Consider the following 24,911-nt stretch of genomic DNA (forward strand, 5'->3'; position numbering starts at 1 on the left):
GCAGACAATGCATCTACCTCGGCTTTGAGTAGGTCGATTCCTGTAGTCACTTCATATTCAACTAAACGTTGACGGAAGTTTGTTAGCGTGTTTATACAGATTTTTTCCTTTTCGAAATCCTCAATGCCTAAGGCATACTGATATCGATAATCGAAAAAGAAGGAAGACAGTAATTCCTCATCAGTTAAGTTGTGTAATTCTTTGAGGATTAGTAGGCTGACTAGGATATTTACGGGTTTATTTGGACGGCTAAAAGTCTCGCTATACAGCACGGAAAAATGATCTTCATTGATCTTCAAAAAGATATTTGTGAAGAAGTCCTCGGCAAAACTTTTTTGAAGTGCTTCCACAATATATTTTGGAAAGGTTAGAAATCGATCATCTAAAGAAAATTGTTGCTCTTTTCTTCCGGGCCTGAACATAGGGAAAACCTCCAATTAGTTGCTGTTACGACTATTTTATCACTTTTTCGTTCTATATAGGTTGAAGTATATAATTTTAATGTGAAATTAGCGAAGGCACCTTTCAAGTGGTAGCCGAAGCGGTGTTCGAAGGGAATTCAGCTTTTTGGGTGTGAATCATATGTTTAGTTTTATTATTTGTATTTTTCGCTGCCTGGAAGTTAAATAAACAAGTTGGGAATGTAGGGTCAAAGGTTGCTGAAAAGGCGAGTAAAGAAGAATTTATACCGGTAGAGATAAGTCCCGGTAATTTTAGTGAATACGATATTTCACTAACTATGAACAAAGATGGAAAGTTTCAATTAAAATCAACCGTAGTTATCAAAAATCTATCTATGGATCAGTGGGAACACTTAATCTTTTACTTCATACCAAATATGTTTACAAAAAGTGTTTCACCCCAACTGGAACATCCTTCCATCGTTGATTTTCATTCGATTTCAATCAATGGAGAAAAAGCAGACTATACACTAGAAAAAGATACTTTAAACATTCCACTTATGAAAGAATTGGAACCTAATCAAGAAATCATAGTGGATTTTTCCTATGAACTAACCCTTCCTGAAAAGAGTTTAAGATTTACGAAGAGTAACGAGAATTTTCATTTAGCTCAATTTTATCCAATGCTTGCCACATATAGAGATCATCAATGGAATAAGGAAGAGTACAGGGATAGAGGAGAGACCTACCATACCGCATTTAGCAATTTTAAATTATCCTATGAAATTCCTGAAGAGCACACATTGGTATCTTCTTTTGATAAAGAAGTATTTCCCGGCGCAAACAAAGGTTCATTTGAAATCAAGAAAGTGAAGGAAATATTTCTTGCTGTTTTAAAGAATCCAGTACTAGTGGAGAAAGCGGGGGACATTTCTGTAAGAGTATTTTGATTTGAGGAAGAAAAAGAGGAACTATATAGGGAAATAGGGGAAGAGGCTTCCGATGCATTGAATTACTTCCAAGAAACTATAGGCCCCTACCCTTTTAAGCAATTAGATATTGTACTAGATGGATTAGGTATGGAATATCCGGGCATTGTGACAGCTCATAAAATTTATGATAGTGGTCCTGTCGATCCCGTTGTACTTAAAAGTATGGTGGTTCATGAAATTGCTCATCAATGGTTTTATGGGATGATCAGCAACGACCCATATAATGATGCTTGGTTAGATGAAGGTTTCGTTGGATTTGCTACTGGCCTATTCCACTTTTCGAAATCGAAACAGAGCGTACCTTATGAATCGGTGTACAAACAAATTGAACACCTAGAGCTTCCAGTAAATTTACCACTCGATCTATACGAGTCCGATATGAATTCATATGTTTATGGAAAATCCCCCGTAATGTTGTGGAGATTATTTGAAAAAAATGGGGGAATAAAAGAAGCAGAAAAATTTTTAAAAAATTATTATCAGTTTTATAAATATAAAGAGATTAATTCTAAAGAATTTGTGAGATTCACAAAATACTATTTTGATTTAGAAGATGATTCTCTATTTCAAGATTGGCTGTTAATTGAGTAATTCTATTCATGCAATAAAACAGCCACCAACTCATTTGAGAAGGTAGCCGTTTAAATTTATGAATACGTGCGTCTGCCTACTTTTAAGTCTCTCCCAAACGTCCCCCAATTCATTTCGTTTCAAGGGGTTTGGTTTCAAAGTAGATTAATAAGAAAAAACCCCGGGAACGTTGATTTTACTCAACTTCCGAGGTTTTAGATTCTGCTGTTTGCAACATGTATTAATTAACGTGAGTAGAATTCAACGATAAGTGCTTCGTTAATTTCTGCTGCAAGTTCGCTGCGCTCAGGTAGACGGACAAATTGACCGACTTTTGTATCGTTGTCGAATGAAACGTATTCAGGAACATAACTGTTCACTTCAAGTGCTTCGTTTACGACATCAAGGTTTTGTGATTTTTCACGAAGAGAAATCTGTTGACCTGGTTTAACAGCGTAAGATGGGATGTCAACGCGTTTACCATCAACCATAACGTGACCGTGGTTTACTAGTTGGCGAGATGCACGACGAGTGCGTGCAAGACCCATGCGATATACAATGTTATCAAGGCGAGTTTCAAGAAGAATCATGAAGTTCTCACCGTGTTTACCAGGCATTTTACCTGCCTTGTTGAACACTGTTTTAAATTGACGTTCGTTTACACCGAACATGAAACGAAGTTTTTGTTTTTCTTGTAATTGCATTCCGTATTCAGAAACCTTTTTACGTTGGTTAGGACCGTGTTGTCCTGGACCGTAAGGACGTTTTTCGATTTCTTTTCCAGTGCCTGAAAGTGAAATTCCAAGACGACGGGAAAGTTTCCAAGCTGGACCTGTATAACGAGCCATGAAAGACTCCTCCTCTTTTTTGGTTTTATTTTGTTGTAAAATAAGAACCAGATGTGTTCAATCTAAATGCCATTCTATCATCTTGCATCTTCGCCTCCGCAGCCAGGGGGTTACGTGATACACCTTGTAAAAGGAATAGACTAGTCAATCTAGAACACACAACTGCTGCAACTATTTTACACAAATTACATCATACCAATTAGGAAAGGAAGAGTCAAGATATATCGTTCAACAAACAGTGATAGGATTGGTCTTTACTTTTCAATCACTTGTGTAGTTCAAATAGGTGGGTGAGAGGTTGTCACTATTCCTTTTCACGAATAACATGATAAAATGGTAGATAATAAATGTAAGCGTTTGCAACCGAGAGAGGATGAATGGAAATGAAAGAACAAGATTATCATAAAGATACAGTCGTTATACATGAAGGTTATGAAGATAAGTTACACCATGGCAGCCTAGCAGTCCCGTTGTATCAAACATCGACATACTCGTTTGACACTGCTGTTCAGGGTGAAAATCGATTTTCGGGTGTGGAAAAGGGGAATATCTATTCCAGACTCGGAAATCCAACTGTACATGTCTTGGAAGAGCGGATGACAGCGCTCGAAAATGGGGGTGGTACATTAGCGTTTGGATCAGGTATGGCTGCGGTTAGTTCAATTCTTGTTCATCTGACAAAAGCGGGAGATCATATCCTTTGTTCGCGGGGAATTTACGGATGTACATTCGGATTTCTTGGTATTCTTAAAGAAAAATACAATATTACGCACGACCTTATCCGAATGGGAAATGAAGAAGAGATTGAGCAGGCTATCAAGCCGGAAACTGTCTGTATATATATAGAAACACCTATCAATCCGACGATGGAACTCGTTGATCTCCAAGCGGTTATGAATGTTGCCGAACGATACGGACTCAGAGTCGTTGTTGACAATACCTTTTCATCGCCGTATTTGCAGAATCCAATCGATTTTGGTGTGGATTTCGTCCTCCATAGTGCAACAAAATATATTAATGGCCACGGGGATGTAATCGCAGGACTACTCGTTGGGAAAGATAAGGAAGAGATGGAGTCAATCCGAATGTCTGTACAGAAAGATTACGGTGGCATCATATCTCCGTTTGATGCGTGGCTTTTGATCCGTGGATTGAAAACATTACCGGTTCGCATGGAACGCCATACATCGAATGCGGAAAAATTAATCATTTATTTAAAAACTCAGAACCTTGTTGAAGAGGTTTTCTATCCATTCGATCAAGATAATCCCCAATACGAAATCGCAAAACGCCAAATGCGTGCAGGAGGCGGACTGATTTCATTTACGATTAAGGGAGGGAAAGAAGGAGCTCAGCTATTTATGGATAGCCTTTCCCTCATTAAAATTGCGGTAAGCCTTGGAGATGCGGAAACCCTCATCCAACACCCTGCTACGATGACTCATGCTGTCGTTCCGAAAGAAGAGCGTATTCGTATGGGAATAACGGATTCATTGCTTCGGCTTTCTGTTGGTCTCGAATATGCCGACGATCTTATCCGAGATATGAAATCAGCATTCTCAGTTATGGAAGCAGTACCCACTGAATAAATGCGAAATTAGAAATACTGCCTTGGCGATTGGACAATCCGTTGCCAGGGCAGTTTGTTCATTAAATATGTTTCGTCAGGACTTTGGCAAACTGCTCTAGTCCTTCGCGATCCTCTTCTGTAAAACGATTTAGTACGGGACTATCAATGTCCAAAACGCCAATCACTACACCATTTTTCATGAGGGGGACAACGATTTCTGACTGGGATGCACTGTCGCAGGCAATATGACCTGGAAAAGCATTGACATCAGGAACGATAATCGATTCTTTATGTTTTGCAGCAGTTCCGCAGACGCCTCTTCCAAGAGGGATTCGGATGCATGCTGGTAAACCTTGAAAAGGTCCTAGCACAAGCTCTCCATCTTCCATTAAGTAAAAGCCCGCCCAATTGACCTGATCAAAAAATTGATTGAGTAATGCGGAGGCATTACTAAGGTTCGCATACTTATTTTTCTCACCGGTCAACAGTGCATCCAATTGACCAACGAGTTGATCATATTTAACTTTTCCATCTAGTGAATAATCGTTTCCAACAAACATTATAGAGACCCTCTTTTCTGAAAATCATTAATTTGAATTATACCTTTATAATCGAATCTAAAACAATATTCCGGATTTTATGGGTGGAAAATAGATTTTTCGCTATAAATCATTCGAATTCTCAACTAAAAGTCTTTAAACGTGGTATTATATAGAATAATATCATGGTAAAGTGACTCGGAATAGGGGGACCACGATGAAAATCTTCATCACTGTAATTTTAGTGTTAATCATAGTGACTACAATTGCCTTCTTGTTCAGGCGTAAACATATTCAGGAAATTGGAAAGTTGGAGAAGGAGAAACTACAGATTCAACATAAGCCAATATTGGAAGAAATGACAAAAGTGAAACAGTTGAATATGACGGGTGAAACTGAGGAAAAATTTGAACGTTGGCGAATCGAATGGACAGAAGTAATGGACATACATATGCCGAAGATTGATACATTGTTATTCGATGTGGAAGATATGGTAGATCGTTTTCGTTTTGGAAAAGCAACTGGAATTGAAAAAGAAATCCATGAACATATTAGATTTTGCGATAAAAAAATGACCGACATCCTACAAGAATTGAACGAACTTGTTGGTAGCGAAGAGAAGAATCGAATTGAGATGGAACAGTTGAAAGAGCAATATCGTGCGGCTCGAAAAACTGTACTTGCACACCAACATTCCTTTGGTATGACTGCGGGACCATTAGAAAGAGAACTTGAATCATTTAATCCGAAATTTGAAGAATATGATGAATTGACTAAAAATGGGAACTATTTACTCGCTCGAGAAATTGTTATCTCATTATCGGTTGAAGGGAATCGTGTGTTTGCGCTCATTCATCAAATCCCATCATTACTCACAGATTTGCAAAACAAGATTCCCGCATCGATTCGGGAACTTCAAAATGGGATACGAGAAATGGAAGAACAGGTCTATTATATACAACATCTTGAATTGTTGAAACACCTTAGTGACATTGAAATTGAGCTTGAAGAGATGTTGTCTCAATTGGCTGAACTTCATATTGAATCCGTTCAACAGCGTAGTAGTGAAATAAATGACCGCATAGATTCATTTTATGATGCACTAGAAAATGAAGTTAATGCGAAACACTATGTCGATGAGAATTACAAGGAAATTGCTGATAATTTTTCTGCCATTATGGAGTTGACAAAAGAGACTTCAAATGAGGCAGTTTTCGTTCAACAAAGCTATAGGTTTGATGAAAAAGAAGCGCAAATCCCACAATTGTCGCTTAAGAAGTTGAAAGGAATAGAAAAGCGGTTTGATGTACTTACAACTCGAATCGAAGAACAAGCTTCTGCTTATTCGAGTTTACAAGAAGAGTTGAATTTGATTTCAGAAGAGCTAGAGCAAATATCTGAAGAGCAAGAAAGCTTCACAAACCGTATGAAGAATTTACGAATTGGTGAAAATAGTGTCCGTTCCGAACTTGAACAACTGTCGCGGAAATTGCAAAATACAGACCGAATGCTTCATAAAGGAAATATACCGGGCATCCCGGATGATATAGAAGCACGTCTTGAAGAAGCAGACGAACAGATTTATATTGTGACGCAAAGTTTGCAGGAAGTGCCGCTCAATATGAGTATCGTTGATTCTTATTTGGAAAACGCAAAGGAATCTGTTACTGAAGTTTCTGTAAAAGTTGAAGAATTACTCGAAAATGTTATGCTTATCGAACGGATTATCCAATATGGCAACAGGTATCGTGCGTCCAATCCTGAAATGCATGGCCGTCTTGTCGAGGCGGAAGAGTCATTTAGACTATTCCGTTATGCAAAAGCGTTGGAAGAAGCAGCTACAGCTGTAGAAAAAGTAGAACCAGGCGCAATGATACGAATTGAAGAACTTGTAAAAGAACAGGTCTAAGGATGATTGACAGATAAATGGCCACCGGTGCGCAATGTGCAGGTGGCTTTGTTACGCATATAGTTGAGTTAATGAAAGGAAGGAAAGTACCCATGATTTATTTTGATAACAGCGCTTCAACACCCCCTGACGAAAGTGTGCTCGGATCATTCATCGAAGTGAATAAACGGTATTATGCGAATCCTTCTTCGTTACATATAGCAGGAAAGGAAGCCGAAGCACTTCTTGAAAAATCCAGGGAACAAGTTTTATCAATTTTGGGTGCACCTGACGGAGAAGTCATTTTCACCTCGGGAGGAACCGAAGCAAATAATATAACGATTATTGGTTATGCTCAGGCTCTTCAGTCTAGAGGGAATCACATTATCACAACAAAGATTGAACATCCTTCAGTTCTTCACGCAGTGGAGAGTTTGGCGAAAAAAGGATTTCAAATCGACTACTTATCAGTAGATGAACAAGGTGTGATTTCCCTAAATGAATTGCAAGATTTGCTTAGGAAAGATACGATACTTGTCAGCATCATGCATGTTAATAATGAAATTGGATCCATACAACCTATTTCTGAATGTGCGCAAATTATCAAAGAATATTCACGAGCAATTTTCCATTCAGATGTAGTTCAGAGCTTTGGAAAAGTACCTGTTTTGCTAAACGGTGATGGCCCAGATATCGTTACAATTTCAGCACATAAAATAAATGGCCTGAAAGGCTCTGGCTTACTTGCAATGAGAAAAGGATTGACACCGGTGGCCATTAATTTCGGTGGGGGTCAGGAAAAAGGTTTACGAAGCGGTACAGTATCTGTTGCAGATGCAGTTGCGCTAGCAAAGGCGATGCGAATGAGTGAAACGAATGTTCAGCGCAATGAATTCAGTCAATGGAGAGATCGTCTTGTTAATTTTATGAAGCCATTTGATGATGTGTTGATCCTTGTACCTGAAAAGGGGGCATCACATATTTTATCTGTTGCTTTTACTAAGATTAAAGGCGAGGTTGCAGTCAATTATTTTCAGGATAACGGGATTATTATTTCAACTTCAAGTGCCTGTTCATCGAAAAATAGGAATGCAGGACATGTTATAGAAGCAATTAAGGTACCTGAGAAATATAAAAACGGCGTGATTCGTGTTAGTTTCGGAAAAAATAATGTAGAACAGCATGTGGAAGAGTTCGAGCACGTATTTACTGGATTCATGAAACTGCTTGGAAAGGGGAAATAAGTAATGGAATGGAATGAATTGCTCATACGTTATGGCGAGATATCTTTAAAAGGTAGGAATCGCAATGTATTTGTACGGAAATTGAGGAATAATATCAAAGATGCTTTAAGTGATTTAACAACGGTTGTTATTAGACCTGAACGAGACAGAATGTTTCTCTTCGCTGACGATAACCAAGACATGCAAGAAGCCATTGCAAGATTACCGTATATTTTTGGCATTCAGTCATTCAGTCCAGTTGCGAAATGTGAGGCGACACTTGAGACGATAAAAAATAAAGCACTTGATGTAATCGGTGCAAGCGAAACAATAGGGAAAACATTTAAAGTTGAAATAAGACGTACAGATAAATCATTCCCGCTTGAGACAAATGAGTTGCAACAAGAAATCGGAGCGCATGTTTTACGAAGTTTCCCGGAGCTCGGGGTGAGGATGAAGAAACCGGATATTTTATTACGTGTAGATATAAGAGCAGAAGGCGCTTTCCTTACAGCAAAAGTATATGAAGGTGCTGGAGGTATGCCAGTCGGTTCCAATGGTCACTCGCTTCTTATGCTTTCAGGAGGCATTGACAGCCCTGTAGCAGGCTATCTAATGATGAAACGCGGCGTTTCAATTGATGCAATTCACTTTGCAAGTCCACCGTTCACGGGTGAACTGGCGAAGAAAAAAGTGGTGGATTTAGCCGAAAAGTTAAGTTCATTTGGAGCGGCAGTTCGTCTGCATATAATTCCCTTCACGGAAATTCAGCAGATAATTGTTACTCAAATACCTGATAATGTTTCGATGACAACTACACGTAGAATGATGCTTCAAATCGCCGATAAGGTACGAATGGAAATAGGTGCATTGGCAATTATAACAGGTGAAAGCCTTGGGCAAGTGGCAAGTCAGACACTTGAGAGCCTAACTGCAATCAATGCAGTAACGTCAACCCCGATTTTGAGGCCACTTATCTCATCTGACAAGCTTGAAATCATCGATATTGCACAAAAAATTGGAACTTATGATATTTCAATTAGACCCTATGAGGACTGTTGTACAATTTTTACACCATCAAACCCAAAAACAAAACCACGGCTTGAAAAAGTCGCGTATTATGAAAGCTTTACCGACTTTGCACCGATGATCGAAGAAGCGGTCGCAAAACGGACAATGTATCAATTACCACGTCAACAAAATACGGATTTCGAAGATTTGTTATAATCAATGAAAAAATTACCACAAAAAACTTCTGCATGAAATTCCGGATTCGAACCATTCTATATGCACAAGGAGGTGGTAATCATGGCGAACAACAACAGCGGAAATTCAAACCAGCTTGTCGTTCCAGGCGTAAGACAAGCACTTGACCAAATGAAATATGAAATTGCACAGGAATTTGGAGTTCAGCTTGGACCAGATGCATCATCGCGTGCCAACGGATCCGTCGGCGGAGAAATTACAAAGCGATTAGTGCAACAGGCTCAACAACAAATGAGCGGTTACCAAAAATAAGTTTAACTATGAAAAGCTGTTCCGGAACTTTATCCGGAGCAGTTTTTTCGTTTCATCTAAGTATTAACCGTGGATTAGAAAACATACAATTATTGAAACGGAAAAATGAATTACTTTTGAATTTTTTGATAAGTTCTTGTATAATTGGTTAATAAAGAAAAGAGGGAACAATCATGAATCATGAACAACTTGTAGCTCCTAAGCTATATAATCTTGTTAGCGAATTTGAAAAACATGCGACAGGCGTCGGTAAAAAAGCACTTCTATATGTAAATGGTAAAGGGAAAAAGAAAGAAATTACATACGATAAATTAATGGAGTCAGCGAACAGAGCGGCTAATGTTTTTAGGGAGAATGGACTTGACAAGGGGGACGTTATTCTTGTGATGGTGCCGCGGCTGATTGAGGCGTATGTCACCTATATTGGAGCTCTTAAAGCAGGACTTGTTGTGATCCCGAGTTCTGAAATGCTAAGGCCTTCGGATATCGAATACCGTTTGGCACACAGTGATGCGAAAGCTATCGTAGCTTTTGAAGCTTTCGCTGATCAATTTACTGAGGTCAACAATATGGATGATGTTCAACTTTTTATTGTTGGACAGGCCGGGGAGGGACAGTATTCATTAACAGAACAAATGGAAACTGCCTCAATGGAATTTACCGCACCTGAAACGAACAGTACAGATAGGGCATTTCTTTCATACACATCCGGGACGACTGGAAAACCTAAGGGTGTTGTACATACACACGGTTGGGGTTATGCACATTTACGGACTACTGGAGCAAGTTGGCTTGGCATCGAAGAAGGGGATATCGTTTGGGCAACCGCGGCACCAGGTTGGCAAAAGTGGATATGGACACCATTCCTTTCTGTATTGGGAAGCGGAGCGACAGGCTTGGTTTATGATGGGAAATTCGATGTTAAAACGTATTTGGAGCTGATCGGAACGTATAGAGTGAATGTGCTTTGCTGCACGCCGACTGAATATCGATTCGTGGCAAAAGCGGACAATCTTAAGAATTATGACCTTTCTTCCATTCGAAGTGCAGTATCAGCTGGAGAACCATTGAATCGTGAAGTGATAGAAATATTTGATGAGACATTCTCTATACAAGTAAGGGATGGATATGGACAGACAGAAAATACCCTACTCGTTGGAACGATGCTTGGAATGGAAGCTAGGCCAGGTTCGATGGGGAAACCGACTCCGGGTAATAAAGTAGCAATTATAGATGACGAAGGTAATTTGATTGGGACTGGGGAAGTCGGGGATATCGCCGTACATATATCGACACCTGCCCTTTTCAAAGAATATTTGAAAGATCCTGAACGTACGAAAATGCAGTTCCGCGGTGATTATTACCTAACAGGTGATCGAGCTAAAATGGATGAGGAGGGTTATTTTTGGTTTGAAGGTCGGGGAGATGATATTATTATAAGTTCTGGCTATACCATTGGACCTTTTGAAGTTGAGGACGCGTTAACTAAACATCCAGCAGTCCGAGAATGTGCAGTCGTTGCAAGCCCAGATGAAGTGCGGGGGAACATTGTGAAGGCGTTTATCGTGCTACGTGAACCTGCTATGCAAAACAAACAAGGAATCGTAGAAGAATTGCAGGAGCACGTTAAAAAATTGACTGCCCCGTATAAATATCCGCGTAAAATCGAGTTTTTGGGGGAACTTCCAAAAACGGCATCTGGGAAAATAATGCGTATAGAACTAAGGAAAAAAGAACAACAATGATTTGGTTGCAAAAAGCCGCTAGTAGTATGGGGTGCTAATCCCGTACCACTAGCGGCTTTTTATTTGAATTGTCGAGTAATTTTTCTGTCTTTACCTTCTTGTTTGATGGTATTATAATGAATTTATCTAGCATTAACGGGAGTAATATTCCCGTTTTAAGGCTTGAAGCAAACAAAAGAAGCGTAAGGGAGAGATGGGGAAACCCTAGATAATTGAGATTTCACTTTACTATTTTGGTAAATAAAAAAAGGGGATGAAGTTATGCAAACGGAAAAAGGCGGTGTCCTCTGGGCGGTTGGTGCATATGTTATTTGGGGAATTTTGCCGATTTACTGGAAAAGTCTCGAACACGTCTCAAGCGCAGAGATAATAGTGAGCCGAGTCTTTTGGGCATTTATTATGACTTTATTACTTGTGCTACTCATGAAAAATGGCCGCCATTTAATAGAAGACTTAAAGTCACTTTGGAAGTCTCAACGTAATTTTTGGGCATTATTTTTTGCATCGATATTGGTAACAAGTAACTGGTTCATCTACATATGGGCAGTAAATCATGGTCACCTTGTTCAAACAAGTTTAGGGTACTATATGAATCCACTTATATCTGTACTTCTAGGAATTTTTTTCTTGAAAGAGAAATTATCACACGCTCAGCAAATTGCATTTATACTTGCGGTAACTGGGGTCGTTATTTTGACAGTTTCGTACGGAGAATTCCCTTGGTTGTCACTGGTATTGGCGATGACTTTCGCAATTTACAGTCTTGTGAAGAAACAGATTAAACTGGACGCGCTACGGGGACTCACCATCGAAACGATGTTCATTGCCCCGCTAGCGATAGGGTACTACATATGGTTATTCATGGACGGAAGTGCTGTATTTATTCATTTAGATATTAAAACAGACATACTTCTCATTTTTACAGGTGCTGTAACTGCTATACCATTAGTCATGTTTGCGAAAGGCGCTCAGCAAATGCCTCTCTATATGGTAGGATTTCTCCAGTATATTTCTCCAACAATTATGCTGTTTCTCGGCGTTGTGATTTATGGAGAAACATTTGGTACAATTGACTTACTATCATTCTCGTTTATTTGGTTAGCTCTTCTATTATTTACTATATCTAAAGTATTAGAAGTGTTGAAAATGAAAAGAAGTCTTTAAAGTGAAACATTTCCAGCTTCCCAAACGTATAGGATAGTGTGTGTTGAAAAATAGGGAGGAATCTAGAATGACAATGAAACGATGGATTGCAATCATCGTCGCTGCAGCGCTTATTTTTGTTTCAGTGGGCGTCAACTCGTTATCGTACATATTTACAAGGAACATTAATGGTTTCTTCGAAGAAATGATGGCCATGTCATCAGGTTATAGTGAAACGGTTATAGAGGAGGGAAGCAATCGGGAGAAAATCGCAGTACTAACACTGGATGGCATCATTCAAGATACAGGGAGTGCATCGCCATTCGTTGCTCGAAGCGGTTATAATCACCAATTTTTCATGAATCAATTGAATGATGTTCTTGAGGACGACAGTGTAAAAGGTGTTGTGCTAAGAGTGAATACTCCGGGCGGAGGTGTCGTTGAATCAGCTGATATTTATGATGCAATTCGGGCGATTCAAGTAGAGAAAGATATTCCGCTCTACGTTTCAATGGGGGGAATGGCAGCTTCAGGTGGTTATTATGTGTCGGCACCTGCAGATAAAATTTTTGTCAATCCTGAAACGATTACAGGATCCATCGGTGTCATTATGGAAAGTGTCAACTATGCGAAATTGGCTGAGAAATACGGCATCGATTTCAATACAATCAAAACAGGACCGTATAAGGACATCATGAGTGGATCGCGCGAAATGAGAGATGATGAACGTGCAATGCTTCAGGAAATGATAAATGATTCCTATGAGCGTTTCGTCGATATCATTGTAGAAGGTCGTGGAATGAGTGAAGCCGATGTAAAAAAAGTAGCAGATGGCCGTATCATGAATGGTCGACAAGCTATTGAAGCAGGACTCGCAGATGCCTCCGGCAAGACAGGTGATGTTATAGCTGCTTTGAAAGAAGACTTTGACCTTCAAAATGCCACTGTTTTCGAATATACAGCATCGGACAGTTGGGCTTCAGTGTTTGGGGTTAAGGCAGGCAACCTATTCGGCAGCAATATCGAATCGGAATTGATTGGTAAACTGTTATCAGATTATAACGCGCCACGGATGATGTATTTGTATGGTGAAAGATAAGGGGGATGAAGATGTCTGAACATATCGAACAACAGCAGAGTCTATCGGAAAAACCCTTGGTATCAGAACGGAACCAGGATTATGAAACGGTTCAAATAGAGCATTTTCGCGCGAAAAATGCAGGCTTTTGGACACGGTTATGGGCTTATATGATTGATCTTCTTGTAGTGGGTGCAATCAGTGGGATTTTGATTAAACCAATTTTTCGAGTGGTGGATATTGAAATATCAAACCCGTATTTTTTATTATTTAGTCCATACAAAGTTACGCTACTGATTTTGTTTTTACTGTACTTTACCTTGATGACGAGATTTTTCCAGCAAACTGTTGGGAAAATGGTCATGGGTATTAAAGTAGTTCCGAAGAATGGTGGGAAATTGACATGGAGCACAGTGATTTTCCGCGAAGTCATAGGGCGTTTCATCTCAAAAATGCTTGTCATCCCTTATCTACTTATCATCTTTATGCCGAAGAAAGAGGCAATGCATGATTTGTTTGCAGATACGGTCGTTGAACATGAACATGCTTATGAAAAAGAGGTTCAGGTTAGGTATCTTAAACCGACCGATGGACAACAGTTGCAAGAAGGGACTGTTATTTAGTAAGATAGGGTGAAAAGGAGGCGTCATAATGGCTAACGTTACATTCAAAAATAATCCTGTTACATTGCTCGGAAAAGAAGTTGCAATAGGGGATATTGCGCCTGACTTTACAGTACTTGCAAACGATTTGAGTCCAGTAACACTTGCAGATTCGAAAGGTAAGATTCGACTCATTAGTGTAATCCCTTCAATCGATACGGGTGTCTGTTCGACACAGACCCGGAAATTCAACGAAGGAGCTTCGTCTCTTGGAGATGACGTCCAACTTCTGACGATTTCCGTAGATTTACCGTTTGCTCAAGCAAAATGGTGTGCAGCGGAAGGACTGAAAAATGTTCAGACATTATCCGATCACCGTGATTTGTCATTCGGCGAAGCATATGGTGTTGTTATTAAGGAACTTCGTCTGCTTGCACGTTCTGTATTCATCATCGATAAAGATGATAAAGTGACCTATGTTGAGTATGTTGGCGAAGGTACAGATCACCCGGATTATGAAAAGGCGATTGAGGCTGTAAAACAATTAATGAAATAACGTGAAACCCACTCGGAGACGGGTGGGTTTTGTAAATAGAGGGATGAGAATGACGACGAATACAGAAAAGATTTTCGCATTCATTGATACGTATACAGAGGAATCTGAAAAGCTATACCTCGAAGCGGTAATCGAAGCCTGCCGTGAATGGCTGTCTGGTGGAGCGCAACCTGCACTTTCGGAAATACCGACAAAAGAGGAAATTCGAAGAGGTATTCAACTTGCAGTCCTAAAAGGAATGAAGAGAAATGCGCAGCCACACCACCAAATGACCCCGGATTCGATGGGCATGCTTATTGGGCATATAGCCGGTAAATTAGCAAAAGGTAATCAGGATATTTCACTCTTAGATCCAGCTGCTGGGACAGGGAATTTACTCTATACGGTCATGAATGCAATCGGTAATGAAGTTACTGCAACCGCCGTAGAAATTGACGACTTACTCGTACGGTTATCAGCAGTTACGGCAGAACTATTGGAACATCCTGTTACGTTCTATGTTCAGGATGCACTTCGACCGTTACTCGTCGACCCGGTTGATATTACAGTAAGCGACTTGCCTGTAGGGTACTATCCAGATGATGATAATGCACTTCAATACGAATTAATGCCGACTGAAGGCCATGCCTACTCGCATCACCTGTTCATCGAGCAATCAATGAATCATACGAAACCAGGGGGGTATGGATTATTCATTATTCCAGCAAACTTGTTCGAATCAGAACAAGCGGCTTTATTGCATCCGTTTTTAAAAAAACGAACCATTATCAGGGCAGTAATTCAGTTGCCTGATTCGTTATTTAAAAATGCAGCGTATGTGAAAAGTATATTAATCCTTCAAAAACCCTTCGCTGAGATGAAAGTGACACCTGATGTCCTTCTAGCGAAAGTTCCGAGTATGACTGACAAGAAAGCCATGTCGCTTTTCCTTCAGAAAATTGATCTATGGGCTGGGGAGTAAGTTTGTTCTTCGCAAATTATAAAGCTGCAATCAATAATATAATAAAAAAAAGCTACCCTCTCATTTTAAGGGTAGCTCTTTTTAATCATTCTTCAGGTGTACGTACGACTAGAACGTCACATTTTGCAGAACGAACGATATTTTCAGAAACACTTCCAATTAGGAAACGTTCAACAGCGTTCAACCCTGTTGCTCCGCAAATAATCAGGTCAGCTTCTAATCTTTTTGAAAGGTCACGTGAAATCATCGTTTTTGGAGAACCGTACTCAACGAAAACTTTGACATGTTGTAAACCAGCTTTTTCAGCTTCTAATTTGTAATCGCTAAGCAGCTCTTCAGCAAACTTTTGTGCACGCTCTGCAATTGATCGATCATAAGCTTCAACTGCTGCGTATGAACGTGTGTCGATAATATTGATTAAGTTTAAGGTTGCCTCGTTTCGATCAGCAATCGCAACCGCTTTTTTGAAAGCCCACTTAGATTCCTCCGACCCATCAACAGCAACTAGAATTTGTTTGTATACTAGTGTCATTTTCATCACTCCATCTATTATAATAGTTGTTATACTACTTCTTCTTCGGTATTGAAATTAATAAATCCTCTTAATCTAAAAAAGAAAAAAATATAAATTTGTAATTTCGACAAAGTTGTTACAGTTTTTATGAGAGGATTTGTATAAGGTTGTCGAATAATTACGTATTTTATCTTCTGAATATTCGGCGGATTATATTATTGAAGCAATATTAGTTACTATCTGATAAAATTATCTGTGCATTGGTCTGCACGTGAAATAGTCGGACGACCAACGAAAAAATTATATTTTTATAGGAGGAGTAAACAATGCGTATTGGTGTTCCAAAAGAAGTTAAGAATAATGAAAACCGTGTTGCAATGACGCCGGCAGGAGCTTTTAACCTGAAATCTGCTGGTCATGAAGTATTCATCCAAAAGGGCGCAGGCTTAGGCTCAAGTTTTACAGATGAAGATTACATTGCAGCTGGGGCGAAAATTGTAGAAACCGCTGCACAAGCATGGGAAGCGGAAATGGTCATGAAAGTGAAAGAACCAGTAGCATCTGAATACGGTTATTTCTCTGAAGGACTTATCCTTTTCACATATTTACATCTTGCTCCTGAATTGGAATTGACGAAAGCGCTTCTTGATAAGAAAGTAGTCGGTATCGCTTATGAAACTGTTCAACTACCGAATAATTCACTACCACTTTTAGCGCCGATGAGTGAAGTTGCTGGACGTATGGCAACACAAATTGGTGCACAATATCTTGAAAAAACACAAGGCGGAAAAGGAATTCTACTTTCAGGAGTTCCAGGCGTATCCCGTGGTAAAGTAGCGGTAATCGGTGGTGGACAAGCGGGTACGAATGCTGCACGTATTGCAATCGGTATGGGTGCGCAAGTGACTGTACTCGATCTATCTGTAGATCGTCTGCGTCAGTTGGATGAAATTTTTGGTAATGACATTCAAACACTTGTTTCAAATCCTTTCAACATTGCTGAATCTGTTAGGGATGCAGATCTTGTTGTCGGAGCAGTATTGATCCCTGGAGCAAGAGCACCGAAACTAGTTTCAGAAGAGATGGTGAAATCGATGAAACCAGGATCTGTCCTCGTTGACGTCGCAATCGACCAAGGTGGTATTTTCGCAACATCAGATCGCGTTACAACGCATGATGAACCAACTTATGTGAAACATGGTGTTGTTCACTATGCAGTTGCGAATATGCCAGGTGCAGTACCACAAACATCAACAACAGCTCTAACAAACGTTACAGTTCCATATGCACTTCAAATTGCGAATAAAGGGTTTAAACAAGCTTGTTTAGATAATCTTTCACTTCAAAAAGGCATTAACACTTTGGAAGGTCATGTAACATACAAAGCTGTAGCGGACGCTCAAGGAATTGAGTATGTGGCGGCAGAAACATTATTGAATAAATAATAATAAAAATGTTGTCCGCATGCCTATCTATGCGGACAACATTTTTTTATGGTTGGATAATTAGAAGTTCTTTGGGAAACTTAGTGAGAACTTCCACACCATCTGCTGTAACGACGACATCATCCTCAATCCGTACGCCTGTAATTTCAGGATGGTAAATACCTGGTTCAATTGTAAAGACCATTCCTTCTTCGATGACAAGTTCATTTGTACCTGTCATCGAAGGAAACTCATGGACAGAGATTCCTAGTCCGTGACCAATCCGATGAGTGAAATAGTCTCCGTATCCTGCCGCATCGATTACATCTCTAGCAGCCTTGTCGATATCCATTGCTCTGACACCAGGGCGTACCAAGTCGACTGCGGCCTGTTCAGCTTCTCTAACTGTTTCATAAATTTCTCGCATTTCAGCTGTAGGTTCCCCAAACGCAACGGTCCTTGTCATATCTGAACAATAGCCGTTATAGACAACCCCAAGGTCAAAAAGAATGAAATCTCCTTGTTGAATTTTGCGGTCTCCCGGAGTCCCATGTGGAGATGCTGTTTTCAGTCCGGATAGAACCATTGTATCGAACGACATTTTCTCTGCACCTTTTTTCTTCATTTCAAATTCGATAGCCATGAGTACTTCTAGTTCTGTTTTACCTTCCGCAATTTCCCTACAACCGACTTCGATTGCATAATCAGCTAATTCCGCTGCTTTCCGCAAATTGACAAGTTCATCTTCACTTTTAATATTTCGCATGTTGTTTAGTTGCTCATCAAGGCGAAAAAATTCAGTCCCAGTGAACAATTGTCCCATCCGCTCAAGACGCTCCACAGTTAAGTGTGATTTTTCAATTGCAATTGAAGTAGGAAGAGCGCTACGTTTGCGAACAGCGTCCATAACGACATCCCACGCATCTTCTGTATCTTCGTGACCAGCAGCTTCGAAAGACCATCCTGCCGCCTTCACATCAGGAACTTCCATGAATGGGCATATGATAAACGGTTCCGCATCTTTGAATACCATGACGCCAAGAAGCCGTTCATGTGGATTGCTATGGAAACCGGATACGTAAAATACGTTATCAGGTGTCGTGATGAATGCTGCGTCAATGTTCTCCTTCTGTAGGAACTGTTGAATTTCTTTAATTTTACCCAATTAAATCTCCTCCTTTTCGTATAGTACTATTATAACAAAAAAGAGGATTTCTTGCTTTCGTATCTAACTACGGACTAAATTTTTAGTATAATAAGATTGTGGAAGATAAAAAGAGGTAGATAGGTGTCATGTTCCCCTCTGATTGACTGCTTGCGCTTTTTTCAAGTACTTTGTGGTAAAATGACTTTTAGGTCATGATAGAGAAAAAGGTGAAGACATGTCGACAAAGCATGAATTGATTTTACGATATATTGAAGGACTTACAGTTGGTGAAAAAATATCAGTTAGGCAAGTTGCCCGAGCTCTTTCCGTCAGTGAAGGGACGGCTTATCGCGCGATTAAAGAAGCGGAAAATCAGAAGTTTGTAAATACGATTGAACGTGTCGGCACAATCCGGATTGAAAAGAAAAAAAAGGAGAATATTGAGCGGCTTACGTTTGCGGAAGTGCTTAATATTGTTGATGGACTTGTACTAGGTGGACGTGATGGTCTACATAAAACGTTGACGAAGTTTGTTATCGGAGCAATGCAACTAGAAGATATGATGCGGTATATTGACGCAGGGAGCTTATTGATTGTCGGAAACCGATTAAAGGCACATGAAACGGCGCTTTTAGCAGGTGCAGCTGTGCTTGTCACAGGTGGTTTTGATGCATCCGATGACGTGAAAAAATTAGCTGACGAACTGGAGCTACCCGTTATTTCAACAAGTTACGATACATTTACCGTTGCTACGATGTTAAATAGAGCAATTTATGATCAGTTAATTGAAAAAGAAATTCTGCTAGTAGAAGATATCGTGACGCCACTAACAGAAACAATCACATTGTTAGCGAAAGAAAAAGTAACTCATTTCAATGACGTAAATCATAAGACATCCCATTCGGGTTATCCAGTTGTTGAAAGTAATGGGAATCTTGTGGGAATCATTACTTCACGGGATGCAATCGGGAAGTCGGAAGATGAATTGATTGAAAAGGTGATGACGCGTCATCCGATTACTGTAACAGGGAAGACGAGCGTAGCATCCGCGGGGCACAGTATGATCTGGGAAGGCATTGACCTAATGCCTGTTGTTACAGAATCGGGACTGCTTGTAGGGATTATAAGTCGACAGGATGTCTTGAAAGCATTTCAAATGACACAACGCCAACCTCAACAAGGTGAGACAATTGATGACATTGTGAAAAATCAGATAAAGATAATTCCAGATCAACCGCATCTATTCGAATTCACAGTTATCCCTCAAGTAACGAATCAGTTTGGTTCATTGTCGTATGGGGCTATGACGACCCTTATAACAGAAGTAGGTAATCGAGTAGTGAAAATGCGGAAACGTGGAGAAAGTGTTCCTGAAAATATGACACTCTATTTCATCAAACACGTCCAACTTGGAAGTTTAGTCGTAATAGAACCCCGTATTCTCCATATAAGCCGGAGATTTGCCAAAGTTGATTTTGATGTCTTTACTGAAGGTGAGATTGTTGCAAAGGCAATGATTATGTATCAGCTGTTTGAACGCTAAGGTAAAAGCCCAAGTGTCTGAAAGTGAAAGCAGCTTAAGTTCACCACAACGTGTTACAGCCGAGAGGGATGATGTTCAATCCCTTCTTGGCTGTATGATCTACATCCTGTAGACTGAAAAACCGATGCTTTTGAAACGCATCAGTTTTTGTTTAGTTCCGTTTCTTCCGCAACGAAACGTTTATAATGTTGATAGGTACGGTAATTATATATGAGGACATAGGCCCCGAATACGATGAAAATGGTGGCGATTACATATGTCGCTAATCCGCTGAATAGGATGAGTTGATTGATTCCGAAGAATAGCAGCAACCCGCCGAGGGAATAACCAGCCATACTTGCATACATTTTTTTGCGAATCGGAAACATGTGACTCGTGCGGAATTGCCGTGTTTTGAAATAAAAATAGAAGACCGCAGAAACGATAATGAGACATACGAAAATGAAATTCGACATTAAACCTAAATTTAAACTTTGCATGAAAGCCCTCCATTACATACAGAACTTCTTACATTGTAGCGGCTTTTGAAACAGATTGCGACTGGAATATATCGAAGCTTGGAGGAATCGGAATTGAAAAGACAAATCATTGACACAATTGAAAAGTACGATAAGATCATTATCCATCGTCATGTAAGACCTGACCCAGATGCCTATGGATCTCAAGTAGGGTTGAAGGAGTTGTTAAGGGCGAATTATCCCGAAAAACAGATCTATGCTGTTGGGGCGCATGAAAAATCACTTTCATACTTAGCTCTACAAGACCAAGTCAATAGGGAGGATTACAACGGAGCATTAGTTATTGTCACCGATACTGGTAACACACAACGGATAGACGGAGAGTTTTATATGGAAGGTGATTTGCTTATGAAAATCGATCACCATCCTGATGCGGATCCTTATGGCGACGTGAAGTGGGTTGACACGACTGCAAGCTCTACTTCCGAAATGATTGTATCCTTGTTTAAAGAAGGTAAAGAGTCCTTTGGTTGGGAAATGAACGTAGATGCTGCTAGACTCCTATTTGCGGGAATTGTAGGGGATACGGGTCGTTTCATTTTCCCAAGTACTACTGTTAAAACGTTCGAAGTAACAAGCGAACTCATCAAATATAATTTCGATCGTACAGCGTTGTTTACAAGTATGTATGAGGTCGAACGTGACTTACTTCATCTGCAAGGATATATTTATCAGAACTTCACGATGGACGACAACGGAGCCGCTTTCATCAAGTTGAATAAGGAAATACTTGTCGAATTTAACGTGACAGCTTCAGATACATCTCAGCTTGTTGGTTCGTTAGGGAATGTTAAAGGGATTTGCGCATGGACAATTTTCATCGAAGAGGAAGATCAAATCCGGGTGAGGTTACGTTCGAAAGGCCCCGTTATCAATACACTTGCTGCAGAATTTGGAGGCGGCGGACATCCTCTTGCTTCTGGAGCGTCCGTTTATTCATGGGAAGAAGCGGATCAGGTGATTGAAAAATTAAAGGAACTTTGTGCTACGAAATAATTGAGCGGAGGGATTGCATTGAAACTTGTCTATCCGCAAGTAGTGACCGGCGCAGACCTTCTACGTGGAATTATAAAACTTGATCGTCTAGCCCCGCTTCTGCAAAGGAGAGGGGCTAGATCTGTTGCAATCGTAAACTCCAAATTATATGGCATCCGTTCATTTTATAAAGTGATGGTAAAACACGGGATTCATCCTGTTATCGGATTGTCCGTTTTGCTGGATGTTGGTGAAGGGGAAGTGGTCCTTTTATATGTCTATGCAAAAGACGATGAGGGATTTAGAAACCTACTAAAAATGAGTAGTGCAATTTCGACGAGGGATTCCGGGATGCTACCCCTTCAATGGTTAAAAGCGTATAGTGCGGGCTGTATTATAATCTGTCCATTAACGGACGTTTCGTGGGATACACTGCGCACTAAGGAAGAATTCCACCGTATTATGAATGGTTGTGGAAACTCTATCGTGTTTATTGGGGTTGGCAGACGGGGCGGAACAATCCATCCAGACGAAGGTGGAATTGAAGCGATTGCAGGGGAAACGAATACGACCATCGTCGCTATTCATGAATCCCGTTATGTAGCAAAAGAAGATGCTTTCGCATATGAGGTTGCAGAGGCGATACGGACAGGTTTCAAATTGAATGATCCTGCAAGGCCTGTAAGTATGGTTAAAGACGCATATGTCCCCGAAGAGAGCGAACTTGGACAATGGTTCTCAGACAAACCCGAGTGGCTTGAAAACATAGCAAAAATCCTATTATCATGCAATGCGACCCTTCCACCAAGTAAAACATTGATGCCGTTATTTCCAGTTCCGATAGGTGAAACAGCTACAACTTTACTCGAAAAGAACTGTGTAGCTGGGCTGCAAAGTCGACTTGGAAGTATAGAAGAATCTTATCAAAATCGCCTACGCTATGAAATTGAAATCATTTGTCAGATGGGGTTTGCTGATTACTTCCTCATCGTCGAAGATTTTATTCGCTATGCTAAAAAACACGATATATTGACTGGTCCTGGGAGAGGATCTTCCGCCGGTTCACTGGTTGCCTTTGCGCTTGGAATCACAGATGTTGATCCTGTAAGATACGGTCTTATTTTTGAAAGATTCTTAAATCCGGGGCGAGTGAGCATGCCTGATATCGATATCGACTTTGCGGATAATCGTCGTGCGGAAGTGATTGACTATGTAGCGCAAAAATATGGCAAAGCAAATGTTGCACAAATCATTACATTCGGTACGCTATCTGCACGGTCTGTCACGCGTAACGTCGCACGCGTATTTGATTTTTCGAATGAAGAGATGGCATTTCTATCGAAGGAAATTCCGAATAGACATGGCGTGATGCTAGAAGATGCCATTAGGGAGTCCAAAGCGCTTCGTGACTGGATTGCAATCGATCCTGTACGGAGCAAGTGGTTCGATGCAGCAACGTTGCTTGAGGGATTGCCGCGGAACGCATCAACACATGCGGCGGGTGTGATTCTATCTCCAATCCCACTTGTCGAGACGGTTCCTCTACAAGATGGCGCGGATGGAATTTACTTGACGCAATGGTCGATGGGCGATGTGGAAGAACAAGGATTGTTGAAAATGGATTTTCTGGGTCTACGTAATCTAACTTTATTAGACCGTATCAGGGCGATGATGACTTATGATACCGGGGTCCGCTTAGATTTCGAGAAAATCCCGTTGGATGATGAAAAAACATTTGAACTTTTCAGGTCTGGTGATATGGCGGGGGTTTTTCAATTTGAGTCAGACGGGATGAGAGATACACTCCGAATCGTCCAGCCAAATAGGTTCGAAGATATCTTTGCTATAACGGCATTGTATCGGCCGGGACCGATGGACAATATCCCACTTTTTAGCCGGAGGAAGAATAATAATGAGGCCATCGCCTATACGCATCCGCAACTCGAATCGGTATTGGTGGAAACGTACGGAATCATTGTTTATCAAGAACAAATTATGCAGATTGCGGTCAATATAGCTGGGTTTACAATGGGTGAAGCAGATTTATTGAGAAGGGCGATTAGTAAAAAGAACCGTGATATTCTTCAGGAAGAACGCGTTCATTTTACACAAAATGCGGTGAATAATGGATTTCCAGAAAGTGCAGCCATCGAAGTTTATGATCTTATCGTAAAATTTGCGGATTATGGATTTCCAAAAAGTCATGCTGTTGCCTATTCACTTATTTCCTACCGTCTTGCCTATTTAAAAGCGAATAAACCAGCCTACTTTTATGCGGGTCTTCTGTCATCAACCACAGGGAATCATGATAAGACAATGGCGTTAATGCGTGAAGCTGAATCACGCAATGTACAGATATTACCCCCTTCTATCAAACGGAGTAAGTATATGTATGCAGTTGAAAAGGATTCGATTCGTATTGGGCTTAGTGCCATCAAAGGCGTTACACCGATATTTTATAATGCCCTTAAAGCAGCTAGAAAGACTAGTGGGAAATGGAAGACGCTATTCGATATGGCGGCTAATCTTGGGGGGAGTTATTTTACCGAGAAAGCAATTCGCCCACTCATAAAAGCGGGAGCTCTTGATGATTTTGGGGAAACTCGGGCTGTACTTCTCACTTCAATCAATGCGGCAATTTCACACGCATTATTCGTTCGACCAGACCAAGAGGGTGACTTATTAAGTGAAGCCTTTTTTTCAGTTGCAAGTCCAAAGTATTCTCCTGGTGGAACGATGCCACGAATGATGTTGCTGGAATACGAAAGGGAAGTGCTCGGCTTCTATCTTTCTGAACATCCTGCAGAAGAAGTTAAAAAGAGGGTGCTTGGAGAATACGGGGATATTTCTTCGGTTTTGACATATCCGGATCGGAAATCTGTGAAAATCGTAGGTCTTATTATAGAGATTAAGCATATTCGTACGAAAAAAGGGGAATCGATGGCATTTGTTACGGTTCAAGATAACACGGATCAGATTTCCTGTACATTTTTCCCGAAGCAATACACTACTTCGAGTTCTCATCTTATCGAAATGGCGATGATTCATGTTGAAGGGATTGTTGAACGTCGTAGAGGAAAGGCGCAAATACTCGTTCAGCGGACAGAAAGTAAATAAAAATCTTGTTAATAGTGTGGACAAGCCTTTTTAATGAAT

23 protein-coding genes are annotated in these 24,911 nt (G+C 40.3%); 17 read left to right on the forward strand and 6 right to left on the reverse strand.

The window, feature by feature from the left end; translation table 11 throughout:
- On the reverse strand, positions 1-422 hold a 422-nt coding region (locus H4683_RS07175; RefSeq protein WP_192598174.1), incomplete at its 3' end, for a transposase.
- A gap of 317 nt (positions 423-739) precedes the next feature.
- Between H4683_RS07175 and H4683_RS07180 the strand changes: the two genes are divergently transcribed.
- Together H4683_RS07180 and H4683_RS07185 are read left to right on the forward strand one after the other, a co-directional pair.
- A complete protein-coding gene (locus H4683_RS07180) occupies positions 740-1,351 on the forward strand; it encodes a gluzincin family metallopeptidase (RefSeq protein WP_192598175.1) in 612 nt (203 codons plus the stop codon).
- Positions 1,352-1,408: 57 nt separating this feature from the next.
- Positions 1,409-1,984 (forward strand): M1 family aminopeptidase, encoded by a 576-nt coding sequence (locus H4683_RS07185; protein WP_192598176.1) that lies wholly within the window; start codon positions 1,409-1,411, stop codon positions 1,982-1,984.
- Between the two features lie 224 nt (positions 1,985-2,208).
- On the opposite strand, the gene rpsD is transcribed toward H4683_RS07185, so the two are convergent.
- Complete coding sequence (rpsD, locus tag H4683_RS07190; protein ID WP_192598177.1) at positions 2,209-2,811, reverse strand: 30S ribosomal protein S4; 603 nt, start codon at positions 2,809-2,811, stop codon at positions 2,209-2,211.
- A gap of 383 nt (positions 2,812-3,194) precedes the next feature.
- Between rpsD and megL the strand changes: the two genes are divergently transcribed.
- On the forward strand, positions 3,195-4,400 hold the full coding sequence (gene megL, locus H4683_RS07195; protein ID WP_192598178.1) for a methionine gamma-lyase: 1,206 nt from the start codon (positions 3,195-3,197) through the stop codon (positions 4,398-4,400).
- 61 nt (positions 4,401-4,461) lie between these two features.
- Here the strand turns inward: megL and H4683_RS07200 are convergent, their stop codons facing one another.
- On the reverse strand, positions 4,462-4,941 hold the full coding sequence (locus tag H4683_RS07200) for a GAF domain-containing protein (RefSeq protein WP_192598179.1): 480 nt from the start codon (positions 4,939-4,941) through the stop codon (positions 4,462-4,464).
- 196 nt (positions 4,942-5,137) lie between these two features.
- On the opposite strand from H4683_RS07200, the gene ezrA reads away from it, so the two are divergent.
- The 10 genes from ezrA to H4683_RS07250 all read left to right on the forward strand — a co-directional run bounded on the left by ezrA (position 5,138) and on the right by H4683_RS07250 (position 15,634).
- Entirely contained in the window at positions 5,138-6,829 is a 1,692-nt protein-coding gene (gene ezrA / locus H4683_RS07205; RefSeq protein WP_192598180.1) for a septation ring formation regulator EzrA, read from the forward strand.
- Between the two features lie 92 nt (positions 6,830-6,921).
- A complete protein-coding gene (locus tag H4683_RS07210; RefSeq protein WP_192598181.1) occupies positions 6,922-8,052 on the forward strand; it encodes a cysteine desulfurase family protein in 1,131 nt (376 codons plus the stop codon).
- 3 nt (positions 8,053-8,055) lie between these two features.
- On the forward strand, positions 8,056-9,258 hold the full coding sequence (thiI, locus tag H4683_RS07215; protein WP_192598182.1) for a tRNA uracil 4-sulfurtransferase ThiI: 1,203 nt from the start codon (positions 8,056-8,058) through the stop codon (positions 9,256-9,258).
- A gap of 81 nt (positions 9,259-9,339) precedes the next feature.
- Positions 9,340-9,549, forward strand: coding sequence for an alpha/beta-type small acid-soluble spore protein (locus H4683_RS07220; protein WP_192598183.1), 210 nt, complete (start codon positions 9,340-9,342; stop codon positions 9,547-9,549).
- Positions 9,550-9,722: 173 nt separating this feature from the next.
- Complete coding sequence (gene mbcS, locus H4683_RS07225) at positions 9,723-11,294, forward strand: acyl-CoA synthetase MbcS (RefSeq protein ID WP_192598184.1); 1,572 nt, start codon at positions 9,723-9,725, stop codon at positions 11,292-11,294.
- Between the two features lie 261 nt (positions 11,295-11,555).
- Complete coding sequence (rarD, locus tag H4683_RS07230; RefSeq protein WP_192598185.1) at positions 11,556-12,458, forward strand: EamA family transporter RarD; 903 nt, start codon at positions 11,556-11,558, stop codon at positions 12,456-12,458.
- A gap of 67 nt (positions 12,459-12,525) precedes the next feature.
- The gene (gene sppA, locus H4683_RS07235; RefSeq protein ID WP_192598186.1) at positions 12,526-13,536 is read left to right on the forward strand and encodes a signal peptide peptidase SppA; all 1,011 of its coding nucleotides are present in this window, start codon (positions 12,526-12,528) and stop codon (positions 13,534-13,536) included.
- Positions 13,537-13,547: 11 nt separating this feature from the next.
- Positions 13,548-14,138 carry an RDD family protein gene (locus H4683_RS07240; RefSeq protein WP_192598187.1) on the forward strand — a complete coding sequence of 197 codons (591 nt, stop codon included), beginning with the start codon at positions 13,548-13,550 and terminating at the stop codon, positions 14,136-14,138.
- Positions 14,139-14,166: 28 nt separating this feature from the next.
- On the forward strand, positions 14,167-14,673 hold the full coding sequence (gene tpx / locus H4683_RS07245; RefSeq protein ID WP_192598188.1) for a thiol peroxidase: 507 nt from the start codon (positions 14,167-14,169) through the stop codon (positions 14,671-14,673).
- A gap of 49 nt (positions 14,674-14,722) precedes the next feature.
- On the forward strand, positions 14,723-15,634 hold the full coding sequence (locus H4683_RS07250) for a class I SAM-dependent methyltransferase (protein WP_192598189.1): 912 nt from the start codon (positions 14,723-14,725) through the stop codon (positions 15,632-15,634).
- A gap of 85 nt (positions 15,635-15,719) precedes the next feature.
- Here the strand turns inward: H4683_RS07250 and H4683_RS07255 are convergent, their stop codons facing one another.
- Complete coding sequence (locus H4683_RS07255) at positions 15,720-16,166, reverse strand: universal stress protein (RefSeq protein ID WP_192598190.1); 447 nt, start codon at positions 16,164-16,166, stop codon at positions 15,720-15,722.
- Positions 16,167-16,474: 308 nt separating this feature from the next.
- On the opposite strand from H4683_RS07255, the gene ald reads away from it, so the two are divergent.
- On the forward strand, positions 16,475-17,593 hold the full coding sequence (ald, locus tag H4683_RS07260; RefSeq protein WP_192598191.1) for an alanine dehydrogenase: 1,119 nt from the start codon (positions 16,475-16,477) through the stop codon (positions 17,591-17,593).
- 46 nt (positions 17,594-17,639) lie between these two features.
- Here ald and H4683_RS07265 read toward each other — a convergent pair whose 3' ends face one another.
- On the reverse strand, positions 17,640-18,737 hold the full coding sequence (locus H4683_RS07265) for a M24 family metallopeptidase (protein WP_192598192.1): 1,098 nt from the start codon (positions 18,735-18,737) through the stop codon (positions 17,640-17,642).
- Positions 18,738-18,954: 217 nt separating this feature from the next.
- On the opposite strand from H4683_RS07265, the gene H4683_RS07270 reads away from it, so the two are divergent.
- Positions 18,955-20,262 carry a DRTGG domain-containing protein gene (locus H4683_RS07270; RefSeq protein WP_192598193.1) on the forward strand — a complete coding sequence of 436 codons (1,308 nt, stop codon included), beginning with the start codon at positions 18,955-18,957 and terminating at the stop codon, positions 20,260-20,262.
- A 140-nt stretch (positions 20,263-20,402) separates the two neighbouring features.
- Here H4683_RS07270 and H4683_RS07275 read toward each other — a convergent pair whose 3' ends face one another.
- Positions 20,403-20,741 carry a YtpI family protein gene (locus H4683_RS07275; RefSeq protein ID WP_225941957.1) on the reverse strand — a complete coding sequence of 113 codons (339 nt, stop codon included), beginning with the start codon at positions 20,739-20,741 and terminating at the stop codon, positions 20,403-20,405.
- Positions 20,742-20,834: 93 nt separating this feature from the next.
- Between H4683_RS07275 and H4683_RS07280 the strand changes: the two genes are divergently transcribed.
- A complete protein-coding gene (locus H4683_RS07280; RefSeq protein ID WP_192598194.1) occupies positions 20,835-21,776 on the forward strand; it encodes a DHH family phosphoesterase in 942 nt (313 codons plus the stop codon).
- Positions 21,777-21,794: 18 nt separating this feature from the next.
- Complete coding sequence (dnaE, locus tag H4683_RS07285) at positions 21,795-24,872, forward strand: DNA polymerase III subunit alpha (RefSeq protein WP_192598195.1); 3,078 nt, start codon at positions 21,795-21,797, stop codon at positions 24,870-24,872.
- Positions 24,873-24,911 lie beyond the last annotated feature (39 nt).

The sequence above is a fragment of the Sporosarcina limicola genome (assembly GCF_014873855.1).
Classification (GTDB): domain Bacteria; phylum Bacillota; class Bacilli; order Bacillales_A; family Planococcaceae; genus Sporosarcina; species Sporosarcina limicola.